The organism is Klebsiella sp. Sb-30 (genome assembly GCF_057652795.1).
In genome coordinates, this window is sequence record NZ_CM172749.1 from 497,884 (window position 1) to 510,467 (window position 12,584).

A 12,584-nucleotide genomic window follows, 5' to 3' on the forward strand; every position below is an offset into this window, starting at 1 on the left:
ATTGGAAAAATTTTTCTGCAGACTATACTCGCTATCGACATTATTACGCCGATATAACGCAATAAATTGCCAGAAACGCCAGCTTTGATAGTATGCCTCGCGCTTTAGAAAGTTAGTGCTTACTTTAGGTAAAGCGCCAGTACACGAGCCTGAAAATCTATCGGGCGGTCATTCACTCGCGGAGTTAACACAGGGATGCGATTAACGACGAAGTTCTCAGCATTTGTCACGCTGCTTACCAGCCTGACCATCTTTGTCACGCTCATCGGTGCTTCGCTGAGTTTTTATAACGGTATCCAGCTGAAGATGGAGAATCGCGTCCAGGCCGTGGCGACGATGCTGGATAACCGCCTGATCTCATCCTCGTTCGATAAGCTCGAACCGCAAATGGATGAGTTGATGACGCCGGTGGAGATTGTGCAGGTCGATTTTCTGCTTAACGGCAAGCCGGTGTACGGTCACTCGCGTAGCGACAGCTATCGTCCGCCGGGGAGTAAGAATCAGTATCGTGAAATAACGGTACCGTCGTTAAAACATCCCGGTATGACGATTCACGTGGTCTACCTCGACCCGATGGTGAATTATTTCCGCTCGCTGCACATCACCGGGCCCTTATCGATAGCTATCGGTCTGATGGTTCTGGTTATCTTTTTCTCCGTACGCTGGATTCGCCGTCAGCTTGCAGGCCAGGAGCTGCTGGAGGTGCGCGCTGCGCGAATCCTCAACGGCGAACGCGGGCCGCAGGTTCGAGGGTCGGTACATGAGTGGCCGGCCAGCACCAGCAGCGCGCTGGATATGCTGCTTTCCGAACTGCAGTTTGCCAGCGATCAGCGTAGTCGTATGGATACGCTGATTCGTTCTTATGCTGCACAAGACTCGAAAACCGGGCTGAATAATCGTCTGTTCTTTGATAATCAGCTGGCAACTCTGCTGGAAGATCAGGAAAAAGTGGGTTCGCACGGTATCGTGATGATGATTCGCCTGCCGGAGTTCGATCTGCTACGTGATAACTGGGGACGAGCCGCTGCCGAAGAACACTACTTCACGCTCATCAACCTGCTGTCGACTTTTATTATGCGCTATCCCGGGGCGCTGCTGGCGCGCTACCACCGCAGTGATTTTGCCGTACTCCTTCCTCACCGTACCTTAAAAGAGGCCGATAGCATCGCCGGGTTGCTGTTAAAAGCGGTGGATGCGCTGCCGCCGACGCGGATTCTTGACCGCGATGACATGATGCACATCGGTCTTTGCGCTTTCCGCAGCGGGCAGACAACGGCCCAGGTGATGGAACGCGCCGAGGCCGCGACGCGCAATGCGGTGCTACAGGGCAGCAATAGCTGGGCCGTCTACGATGACTCGTTACCGGAGAAAGGGCGCGGTAACGTCCGCTGGCGTACGCTGATTGAACAAATGCTCAGCCGCGGCGGGCCGCGACTGTACCAGAAGCCGGCCGTTACCCGCGATGGACGCGTCCATCATCGTGAACTGATGTCGCGGCTGTATGACGGAAAGGAAGAGGTGATCGCGGCAGAATATATGCCAATGGTGCAACAGTTTGGTCTGGCGGAAGAGTACGACCGCCTGCAGATCACGCGGTTACTGCCATTTTTAAGTTTTTGGCCGGAGGAAAACCTCGCGCTGCAGGTGACGGTGGAGTCATTGATCCGGCCGAGATTTCAGCGCTGGCTGCGTGATACCTTGATGCAGAGTGAAAAATCGCAACGTCGACGGATTATTTTTGAACTTGCAGAGGCAGATGTTTGTCAATATATCGGCCGCTTACAACCGGTAATGCGCCTGGTCAATGCTCTGGGTATTCGTGTCGCCGTCGTGCAGGCCGGATTAACGCTGGTTGGAACCAGTTGGATCAAGCAGTTGGATGTCGAAGTGATTAAGCTGCACCAGGGGCTGTCGCGCAATATCGAAAAGCGCAGTGAGAACCAGCTGCTGGTTCAGAGCCTGGTGGAGGCCTGTAAGGGCATGCCGGTCCAGGTTTTTGCAACCGGCGTTCGCAGTCGCAGTGAGTGGCAGGTGCTGTCTCAGTGCGGTGTCACGGGTGGTCAGGGGGAATTTTTTGCCGCCTCACAGCCACTTGACACAAATGTGAAAAAATATTCGCAAAGATACTCGGTTTGATCTGCCGTTTGGCGTGATTTCACGTAGAATAACGCGCGCCATAGTGAAGGGGGTGTGCTTGTCTACCTGCCGGATTATCGCAATGTAAATGCCAGTAAATGACCTTTGACGGGTTACAGATTCAGGCGCGGAGCGCTGTTGATGATTTCGCCACTGAATGGACCCGGTAAATTTGTAACGAAGGAAATGCGCTGCACTAATTTTCACCGTAGCAGATGATTTTTGCGCCTTGTCGCTGCTGCGTGTGGTTGGTAAAGTAAGCGGATTTTGTTTTCCGCCCCAGCTTTCAGGATTATCCCTTAGTATGTTAAAAAAATTTCGTGGCATGTTTTCCAATGACCTGTCCATTGACCTGGGTACTGCGAATACCCTGATTTATGTAAAAGGACAAGGCATCGTATTGAATGAGCCTTCCGTTGTGGCCATTCGTCAGGATCGTGCCGGCTCGCCGAAAAGCGTCGCTGCAGTTGGTCATGAAGCGAAGCAGATGCTCGGGCGTACACCGGGCAACATCGCGGCGATTCGCCCGATGAAAGACGGCGTTATCGCCGATTTCTTCGTCACCGAAAAAATGCTCCAACACTTTATCAAACAGGTGCATAGCAATAGCTTCATGCGTCCAAGCCCGCGTGTTCTGGTGTGCGTACCGGTCGGTGCAACCCAGGTTGAGCGTCGTGCGATTCGTGAATCTGCTCAGGGCGCTGGCGCTCGTGAAGTCTTCCTGATTGAAGAGCCGATGGCGGCTGCGATTGGCGCGGGCTTACCGGTTTCTGAAGCGACCGGTTCTATGGTGGTGGATATTGGTGGCGGTACCACAGAAGTGGCGGTTATCTCCCTGAACGGCGTGGTTTACTCCTCTTCCGTTCGTATCGGTGGTGACCGTTTCGATGAAGCCGTGATTAATTATGTGCGTCGTAACTACGGATCTCTGATCGGTGAAGCGACGGCTGAACGTATCAAGCATGAAATCGGTTCGGCGTATCCGGGCGATGAAGTGCGTGAAATCGAAGTTCGCGGCCGTAACCTGGCAGAAGGCGTGCCGCGCGGCTTTACCCTGAACTCGAACGAAATTCTCGAAGCGCTGCAGGAACCGCTGACCGGTATCGTCAGCGCGGTCATGGTCGCGCTGGAACAGTGTCCGCCGGAGCTGGCTTCCGATATCTCCGAGCGTGGTATGGTTCTGACTGGCGGTGGCGCCCTGCTGCGCAACCTCGACCGTCTGTTGATGGAAGAGACAGGTATTCCTGTCGTAGTTGCAGAAGATCCACTGACTTGCGTCGCACGTGGCGGCGGTAAAGCGCTGGAAATGATCGACATGCACGGCGGCGACTTGTTCAGCGAAGAGTAGTCAGCCGAAGGTCCAGGGTAGCCTCAAAAGCTACCCTTGGTCTTAACTGACACGAGAATACGCATAGCCTATGAAGCCAATTTTTAGCCGTGGCCCGTCGCTACAGATTCGCCTTATCCTGGCGGTTTTGGTGGCGCTTGGCGTGATTATCGCCGACAGCCGCCTGGGTACGTTCAGTCAGATTAGAACGTACATGGACACTGCCGTCAGCCCTTTCTACTTTATCTCAAATGGTCCCCGGGAATTGCTGGATAGCGTATCGCAAACGCTGGCAACCCGCGATCAGCTCGAACTGGAAAACCGCGCGCTGCGTCAGGAACTGCTGCTGAAGAACAGCGATTTGCTGATGCTGGGTCAGTACAAACAGGAGAACGCGCGTCTACGCGAGCTGCTGGGCTCGCCGCTGCGCCAGGATGAGCAAAAAATGGTGACTCAGGTCATCTCTACGGTTAACGATCCTTATAGCGATCAGGTTGTCATCGATAAGGGCAGCGTTAACGGCGTTTACGAAGGCCAGCCGGTGATCAGCGACAAAGGCGTTGTGGGTCAGGTCGTCGCGGTGGCGAAGTTAACCAGCCGCGTGCTGCTCATCTGCGACGCGACGCATGCGTTGCCGATTCAGGTTCTGCGCAATGATATTCGCGTGATTGCGGCGGGTAACGGATGCACTGACGATTTGCAGCTGGAGCACCTGCCGGCGAACACCGATATTCGCGTCGGCGATGTGCTGGTGACCTCCGGTCTCGGTGGCCGCTTCCCTGAGGGCTATCCGGTTGGCGTGGTCTCCTCGGTGAAGCTCGACACGCAGCGTGCGTATACGGTCATTCAGGCGCGCCCAACGGCGGGTCTGCAGCGTCTGCGCTATCTCCTGCTGCTGTGGGGAGCCGATCGTAACGGGGCCAACCCGATGACGCCGGAAGAGGTGCACCGCGTCGCCAATGAGCGTCTGATGCAGATGATGCCGCAGGTTCTGCCGGCACCGGATGCCATGGGGCCGCAAATGCCTGCGCCGGCAACCGGCATAACGCCGCCTTCGCAACCTCTGCCTGCAGGGGGACAATAGTGGCAAGTTATCGAAGCCAGGGACGCTGGGTTATCTGGCTCTCGTTTCTTATCGCACTATTGCTGCAGGTCATGCCCTGGCCGGCGGATTTGACCGTCTTCCGGCCAAACTGGGTGTTCCTGATCCTGCTTTACTGGATCCTCGCCTTACCGCATCGGGTGAACGTAGGCACCGGTTTCGTCATGGGGGCTATCCTCGATCTTATCAGTGGGTCGACACTGGGCGTTCGCGCGCTATCGTTAAGTATCATCGCTTATCTGGTGGCGCTGAAATATCAGCTGTTTCGCAACCTGGCGCTCTGGCAGCAGGCGCTGGTGGTGATGATGCTATCCCTTGCTGTGGATATCGTTGTTTTCTGGGCAGAGTTTTTAGTGATCAACGTCTCTTTCCGTCCGGAAGTGTTCTGGAGTAGTGTAGTAAACGGCGTGCTCTGGCCATGGTTATTCCTGCTGATGCGGAAAGTCCGTCAGCAATTTGCGGTGCAATAAGGTTGATATGACGACTCTGTATCTCGCTTCAGGCTCTCCGCGTCGGCAGGAACTGCTGACGCAGCTGGGGCTATCTTTTGAACGTCTGGTTCCCGGTATTGAAGAACGACGCTTGCCGCAGGAGAGCGCCGGGCACTATGTTGCGCGTCTGGCGCGTGAAAAAGCGCAGGCGGGGGTCGCACTGGCGTCGCGCGATCTGCCGGTGCTGGGGGCGGATACCATTGTTATCCTGAACGGCGAAGTGCTGGAAAAACCGCGCGATGCCGCTCACGCCGCCGAGATGCTGCGCATGCTCTCCGGTAAGACGCATCAGGTCATGACGGCCGTGGCGCTGGCGGATAAGCAGCTGACGCTGGATTGCCTGGTGGTGACGGAAGTCACCTTCCGCCTGCTCTCAGAACAGGATATTGCCAGCTATGTGGCCAGCGGAGAACCTCTGGACAAAGCAGGTGCATACGGTATTCAAGGGTTGGGTGGCTGTTTCGTCAGGAAGATTAATGGCAGCTATCACGCCGTGGTCGGCTTACCGCTGGTAGAAACGTATGAGTTGCTGAGTAACTTTAACTCACTGCGTGAAGAAAAGGGATAAAGATGACGGCAGAATTATTAGTTAACGTAACGCCATCGGAGACGCGCGTTGCGTACATTGATGGCGGTATTCTTCAGGAAATTCATATTGAGCGTGAAGCGCGGCGCGGAATCGTAGGCAATATCTACAAAGGTCGTGTCAGTCGTGTACTGCCGGGGATGCAGGCGGCTTTTGTAGATATTGGTCTGGACAAGGCCGCATTTCTGCATGCGTCAGATATTATGCCGCATACCGAATGCGTCGCCGGGGAAGAACAAAAGCAGTTTACGGTGCGCGATATTTCCGAACTGGTTCGTCAGGGCCAGGACCTGATGGTTCAGGTGGTGAAAGATCCGCTCGGCACGAAAGGCGCCCGCCTGACGACGGACATTACGCTGCCTTCCCGCTATCTGGTCTTTATGCCGGGAGCTTCTCACGTCGGCGTGTCACAGCGTATCGAGAGTGAAGCTGAACGCGAGCGGTTAAAGAAGGTGGTGGCCGAGTACTGCGATGAGCAGGGCGGTTTTATCATCCGTACCGCCGCGGAAGGGGTGCATGAACAGGAGTTAGCCGCCGATGCGGCTTACCTCAAGCGCGTATGGACTAAGGTCATGGAGCGCAAAAAACGGCAGCAGACCCGTTATCAGCTGTACGGTGAACTGGCGCTGGCTCAGCGCGTGCTGCGCGATTTTGCCGATGAGCATCTGGACCGTATTCGCGTCGACTCCCGCCTGACGTATGAATCGCTGGTGGAGTTTACCGCCGAATATATGCCGGAAATGACCAGCAAGCTGGAGCATTACAGCGGCCGTCAGCCGATTTTCGATCTCTTTGACGTGGAGAACGAAATTCAGCGCGCGCTGGAGCGTAAGGTGGAGCTGAAATCCGGCGGCTATCTGGTTATCGATCAAACCGAAGCGATGACCACCGTGGATATCAATACCGGGGCATTTGTCGGTCATCGCAATCTCGACGATACGATTTTTAATACCAATATTGAGGCGACTCAGGCGATTGCCCGCCAGCTGCGTCTGCGCAATCTGGGGGGGATTATCATTATTGATTTCATTGATATGAATAATGAAGATCACCGCCGCCGGGTGTTGCATTCACTGGAACAGGCGTTGAGTAAAGACCGGGTCAAAACCAGTATTAACGGCTTCTCCCAGCTTGGTCTGGTAGAAATGACCCGTAAGCGGACTCGTGAAAGCGTTGAGCACGTGCTGTGTAAGGATTGCCCTACCTGCCACGGACGCGGTACGGTGAAATCGGTGGAAACGGTGTGCTATGAAATCATGCGTGAGATTGTACGTGTGCATCATGCCTACGATTCCGATCGTTTCCTGGTCTATGCTTCTCCTGCGGTTGCGGAAACCCTGAAAGGGGAAGAGTCGCACGCGCTGGCGGAAGTCGAAATCTTTGTCGGCAAACAGGTCAAAGTGCAAATTGAACCGCTCTATAATCAAGAGCAGTTCGATGTCGTTATGATGTAATCATCTGGTTTGCCTCTGTTCTGGCGCCCGGGAGCATGGCTAAACGACGCCTTATCCCGGAAGTCAACGCCGCCGACGCGGAGGCAAAGAGACGGATGACGTGTAAAAGTCTGACAAGGAGAGAGGCGTGAGGCGACTGCCCGGGATATTACTGCTCACCGCGGCAACATTGACAGTTGTCGTCGCACTGCTGGTGAGCGGCCTGCGTCTCGTTCTGCCGCAGCTGGACGCATGGCGCCCGCAGCTGCTGGAAAAAATCTCTGCGATTTCAGGCTCGCCGGTCAATGCTTCACAGCTTACGGCCCGCTGGGAAAATTTTGGTCCGACGCTTGACGTGCGCGATGTCTCCGCGGGTCTGAAAGACGGCGGTCAGCTCTCTGTTAAACGGGTCACTCTGGCGCTGGATGTCTGGCAAAGTCTGCTGCACATGCGCTGGCAGTTCCGCGACCTCACCTTCTGGCAGTTGAAAATCCATACCAATTCGCCCATCCAGACCAATGATGGCGGCGATAGCCTGAAAACCGACCATATCGGCGATCTTTTCCTGCGCCAGTTCGACCACTTTATTCTCCGCGATAGCCATTTGAGTTTCGTGACCATTTCCGGGCAACGCGCGGAATTAGCTGTTCCGCAGCTCACCTGGCTGAACACCAATAACCGCCATCGTGCAGAAGGGCAACTGAGTCTCTCCAGTCTGAACGGCCAGCATGGGGTGATGCAGGTACGCATGGATCTGCGTGATGAAAATGGCCTGCTGAATAAAGGGCGCGTATGGCTGCAGGCGGACGATATTGACGTGAAGCCGTGGCTGGGGCGCTGGATGCAGGACAATATTGCATTGCAAAATGCGCGCTTTAGCCTCGAAGGCTGGATGACCATCGACAAAGGCGATATCGCCAGCGGCGACGTCTGGTTGAAGAAGGGCGGCGCCAGCTGGCAGGGGGACGGTCAGCCTCATCGATTGACGGTGGATAATCTGACGGCCCATATCTTCCGCGAGAAGCAGGGCTGGGGCTTCGACATCCCGGATACCCGTATCTCGATCGATGGCAAAGCCTGGCCGCGCGGCGCGCTGGCGATGGCGTGGATCCCGGCCCAGGATGTTGGCGGCGATAACCACGCGCGCAGCGATGAGCTGCGTGTCCGCGCCAGTAATCTCGATCTCACAGGCCTGACCGGGCTGCAACCGATCGCCGATAAGCTGGCTCCTGAGCTGGGCGAGGTCTGGCGCACCACGCAACCTGCCGGCAAAATCGATCTGCTGGCGCTGGATATCCCGCTGCAGGCGGCGGAGAAGTCCCGTTTTCAGGCAAGCTGGAGCGACCTCTCCTGGAAGCAGTGGAAGCTGCTGCCAGGGGCCGAGCATTTCTCCGGTAGCGTTGCCGGAAGCGTGGAGAACGGCTCACTGCAAGCCAGTATGAGCGAGGCTAAAATGCCTTATGCCACGGTCTTCCGCGCCCCGCTGGAAATCGCCAAAGGCGATGCCACCCTTAGCTGGGTGAAGAATGACAAAGGATTTATGCTCGACGGACGCAACATTGACGTGCAGGCGACCGGTGTACGTGCGCGAGGAGGATTCCGCTATTTACAGCCGCAGGATGATGAGCCGTGGCTGGGAATTCTGGCGGGGATCAGCACCAATGACGGCGGTCAGGCATGGCGCTATTTCCCGGAAAACCTGATGGGCAAAGAGCTGGTGGATTATCTCAGCGGCGCGATAAAAGGCGGGCAGTCAACCAACGCGACCCTGGTTTACGGCGGTAATCCGCACCTGTTCCCCTATCTGCATAACGAAGGCCAGTTCCAGGTTTCTGTGCCATTAACCAACGCCACTTTTGCCTTTCAACCGGACTGGCCGGCATTAACCGGGCTGGATATCAACCTCGACTTTATCAATAACGGTTTGTGGATGAAGGCTGATAAGGTCATGCTGGGTAACGTCACCGCCAGCAACCTTGATGCGGTTATCCCTGATTATTCGCGGGAAAAACTGCTTATTGATGCCGATATCAACGGTCCGGGGAAAGATGTCGGCCCCTATTTTAAAGAGACGCCGCTGAAAGAGACGCTGGGTTCGGCACTGGATGAGCTCCAGCTGGATGGGAATGTGAGCGCTCGCTTACATCTTGATATTCCGCTGGATGGCGAGCTGACCACCGCCAAAGGCGATGTCAATCTGGTGAATAACAGCCTGTTTATCAAACCGATTGATACGACGCTGAAGGATCTGACCGGTAAGTTCAGCTTTACAAATGGCGATCTGAAAAGCGAGACCCTGAAAGCCAGCTGGTTTAATCAGCCGCTGAATCTCGATTTTTCCACCACCGAGGGAGCTAAGGCCTTCCTGGTCAACGTTGGAATGAACGCCAGCTGGCAGCCGTCGCATACCGGTCTGCTGCCAAAAGCGGTCAATGATGCCGTGAGCGGTAGCGTGCCGTGGGACGGTAAGGTGGCCATTGAGCTGCCGTACCATGGGAATGCGAGCTATAAGGTTGATATCAACGGCGATCTGAAAAACGTAAGCAGCGACTTACCTTCTCCGGTCGATAAAAAAGCGGGTGAGCCGCTGCCGGTGAAAATTAATGTTGCTGGCGGGTTAAACAGCTTCGAGCTGACCGGCGCGATTGGTGCGAAAAATCATTTCAACAGCCGCTGGTTGCTGAGCCGTAAGCTGACGCTGGATCGGGCGATTTTAACCTCTGATAGCAAAGCCATTTCTCCACTGCCGGATCAGGCCGGCGTTGAGCTGAATATGCCGCCGATGGATGGCGCGGAGTGGCTGGCGCTTTTCCAGGGCGGCGCAGTCAATGAGGTCAGCAGCAATGTTCTCTTCCCGGAACGTATAACGTTGCGTACGCCGTCGCTGACATTTGCTGGCCAAAGCTGGAACAACGTGAGCCTGGTGAGCCAACCGGATGCCGGTGGCTCGAAGGTTGAAGCCCAGGGGCGCGAAATTAACGCCTCTTTGACAATGCGGCAAAATGCTCCCTGGCAGGCCGCTATTCGCTACCTGTATTACAACCCGGCCGCCGCTCAGAAGAGCGGTGAGACGTCCGACGGGGCGAGCCCGCTTGCCAGTAAGCGCCTTGATTTTCGCGGCTGGCCGGATCTTCAGCTGCGCTGCGCAGAGTGCTGGCTATGGGGGCAAAAATACGGGCGCATCGACGGTGATTTCTCAATTAAAGGCGATACCCTGACGCTGGCTAACGGGCTGGTGGATACCGGTTTTGGCCGTCTGACTTCCGACGGCGTATGGGTCAACGCCCCGGGCGGCGTGCGGACGTCGCTGAAAGGCAAACTCCATGGGAATAAAACGGATGCCTTTGCCAGCTTCTTCGGTATTTCAACGCCGGTGAAAGGGTCGTCGTTCGATGTCGATTACGATTTGCACTGGCGCGCACCGCCGTGGCAGCCGGATGTGGCATCGCTCAATGGGGTGCTGAAAAGCCATCTCGGGAAAGGCGAATTTACCGACATCAGCACCGGTCATGCCGGGCAGCTGTTGCGTCTGCTGAGCGTCGATGCGCTGTTGCGGAAGCTGCGTTTCGACTTTAGCGATACCTTCAGCGAAGGCTTCTATTTTGATTCGATCAACAGCACGGCATGGATTAAAGATGGTGTGCTGAATACGGATGATACGCTGGTGGATGGCCTCGAGGCGGATATCGCTATGAAAGGCTCGGTCGATCTGGTACGCCGCCGACTGGATATGCAGGCCGTCGTGGCCCCGGAAATTTCGGCCACCGTCGGTGTTGCGACAGCGTTTGTGATTAACCCGATAGTCGGCGCCGCGGTATTTGCCGCCAGTAAAGTGCTGGGGCCGCTGTGGAACAAAGTATCTATCCTGCGCTATCGCATCACTGGCCCTATCGATCAGCCGCAGATCAATGAAGTTCTGCGCCAGGCGCGCAGCGACAAAAAGCAATGATTTGACGATTGCGGGGAATTACCGCACTCTCAATGGATAGCGTTTTTTATTTCCGCCTGACCGGCGGCAACAAACGAGTAGCATAACGATGAGTCTGAACCTGGTAAGTGAACAATTACTGTCAGCAAATGGCCTGAATCATCAGGATCTTTTTGCCATTCTTGGCCAGTTGGCCGAGCGCCGTCTGGATTACGGCGATCTCTATTTTCAGTCGAGCTATCACGAATCCTGGGTTCTGGAAGACAGCATCATTAAAGATGGTTCGTACAACATTGACCAGGGCGTCGGCGTTCGTGCGGTCAGCGGCGAGAAAACGGGTTTTGCTTATGCCGATCAAATCAGCCGGCTGGCGCTGGAACAGAGCGCGCAGGCGGCGCGTACCATCGTGCGCGACAGCGGCGACGGCAAAGTGCGTACCCTGGAGGCGGTAGAATACAGCGCGCTGTATACCAGTATCGATCCGCTGCAAAGTATGAGCCGCGAAGAGAAACTGGATATCCTGCGCCGCGTCGATAAAGCGGCTCGCGCCGCTGATAAACGCGTGCAGGAAGTGTCCGCCAGCCTGAGCGGCGTATATGAATTGATTCTGGTCGCGGCGACCGATGGGACCTTAGCGGCGGACGTTCGTCCGCTGGTGCGTCTGTCGGTCAGCGTACTGGTGGAAGACGACGGTAAACGTGAACGCGGCTCCAGCGGCGGCGGCGGTCGTTTTGGCTATGACTATTTCCTGGCTGCCGAAGACGGTGAAGTTCGTGCCGATGCCTGGGCGAAAGAAGCGGTGCGGATGGCGCTGGTGAATTTATCTGCCGTTGCCGCCCCGGCGGGCATGCTGCCGGTGGTGCTGGGTGCCGGCTGGCCTGGCGTGTTGCTGCATGAAGCGGTAGGACACGGTCTGGAAGGCGATTTCAATCGTCGCGGTACTTCGGTGTTCAGCGGCCATATGGGTGAACTGGTGGCTTCCGAACTGTGCACCGTGGTGGATGATGGTACCATTGCCAATCGCCGCGGCTCGTTGGCCGTTGATGACGAAGGGACGCCGGGCCAATACAACGTGCTGATTGAGAACGGTATCCTGAAAGGCTATATGCAGGACAAACTCAACGCGCGTTTGATGGGCGTTGCGCCGACCGGTAACGGCCGCCGCGAGTCATACGCCCATCTGCCCATGCCGCGGATGACCAACACCTACATGCTGGCAGGTAAATCGACGCCGCAGGAAATTATTGAATCGGTTGATTACGGTATCTATGCCCCGAACTTTGGCGGCGGTCAGGTCGATATCACCTCAGGTAAGTTTGTGTTCTCCACTTCAGAAGCCTACCTGATCGAAAAAGGGAAGGTCACGAAAGCAGTGAAGGGGGCGACCCTGATTGGTTCCGGGATTGAAGCGATGCAGCAGATTTCCATGGTCGGTAACGATCTGAAGCTGGATAGCGGTGTCGGCGTGTGCGGTAAAGAGGGCCAGAGCGTGCCGGTAGGCGTGGGTCAACCGACGCTGAAAGTCGATAATCTTACCGTTGGCGGAACCGCCTGAGTATTCTGAATGCGCTTCCGCATCTT

Annotated in this window: 8 protein-coding genes; all 8 read left to right on the top strand. The window is 55.9% G+C overall.

Translation table 11 applies throughout. The features are described 5' to 3' along the window. The first annotated feature begins 195 nt into the window (after nt 1-195). The 8 genes from csrD (at nt 196) to tldD (ending at nt 12,558) form a co-directional block, all read left to right on the top strand. Entirely contained in the window at nt 196-2,136 is a 1,941-nt protein-coding gene (gene csrD / locus AC236I_RS02395; protein ID WP_004868284.1) for an RNase E specificity factor CsrD, read from the top strand. 304 nt (nt 2,137-2,440) lie between these two features. Next, entirely contained in the window at nt 2,441-3,484 is a 1,044-nt protein-coding gene (gene mreB, locus AC236I_RS02400) for a rod shape-determining protein MreB (RefSeq protein ID WP_002918653.1), read from the top strand. A gap of 70 nt (nt 3,485-3,554) precedes the next feature. After that, nucleotides 3,555-4,547 (top strand): rod shape-determining protein MreC, encoded by a 993-nt coding sequence (gene mreC, locus AC236I_RS02405; RefSeq protein ID WP_004868280.1) that lies wholly within the window; start codon nt 3,555-3,557, stop codon nt 4,545-4,547. Continuing rightward, a complete protein-coding gene (gene mreD / locus AC236I_RS02410; RefSeq protein ID WP_004868276.1) occupies nt 4,547-5,035 on the top strand; it encodes a rod shape-determining protein MreD in 489 nt (162 codons plus the stop codon). Before mreC ends, mreD begins: the two co-directional genes overlap by 1 nt. 7 nt (nt 5,036-5,042) lie before the next feature. Continuing rightward, nucleotides 5,043-5,624 (top strand): Maf family protein, encoded by a 582-nt coding sequence (locus AC236I_RS02415; protein WP_004868273.1) that lies wholly within the window; start codon nt 5,043-5,045, stop codon nt 5,622-5,624. 2 nt (nt 5,625-5,626) lie between these two features. After that, a complete protein-coding gene (rng, locus tag AC236I_RS02420; RefSeq protein ID WP_004868271.1) occupies nt 5,627-7,096 on the top strand; it encodes a ribonuclease G in 1,470 nt (489 codons plus the stop codon). Nucleotides 7,097-7,223: 127 nt separating this feature from the next. After that, a complete protein-coding gene (gene yhdP / locus AC236I_RS02425) occupies nt 7,224-11,024 on the top strand; it encodes an AsmA2 domain-containing protein YhdP (RefSeq protein WP_407284488.1) in 3,801 nt (1,266 codons plus the stop codon). An 88-nt stretch (nt 11,025-11,112) separates the two neighbouring features. Continuing rightward, a complete protein-coding gene (gene tldD / locus AC236I_RS02430; protein WP_015585640.1) occupies nt 11,113-12,558 on the top strand; it encodes a metalloprotease TldD in 1,446 nt (481 codons plus the stop codon). Nucleotides 12,559-12,584: the final 26 nt, after the last annotated feature.

What these genes read in the sequence shown, in the direction of transcription:
- tldD (WP_015585640.1), top strand. Translation starts at nt 11,113, where the DNA reads ATGAGTCTGAACCTGGTAAGTGAACAATTACTGTCAGCAAATGGCCTG.
- mreB (WP_002918653.1), top strand. Translation starts at nt 2,441, where the DNA reads ATGTTAAAAAAATTTCGTGGCATGTTTTCCAATGACCTGTCCATTGAC.
- csrD (WP_004868284.1), top strand. Translation starts at nt 196, where the DNA reads ATGCGATTAACGACGAAGTTCTCAGCATTTGTCACGCTGCTTACCAGC.
- AC236I_RS02415 (WP_004868273.1), top strand. Translation starts at nt 5,043, where the DNA reads ATGACGACTCTGTATCTCGCTTCAGGCTCTCCGCGTCGGCAGGAACTG.
- mreC (WP_004868280.1), top strand. Translation starts at nt 3,555, where the DNA reads ATGAAGCCAATTTTTAGCCGTGGCCCGTCGCTACAGATTCGCCTTATC.
- rng (WP_004868271.1), top strand. Translation starts at nt 5,627, where the DNA reads ATGACGGCAGAATTATTAGTTAACGTAACGCCATCGGAGACGCGCGTT.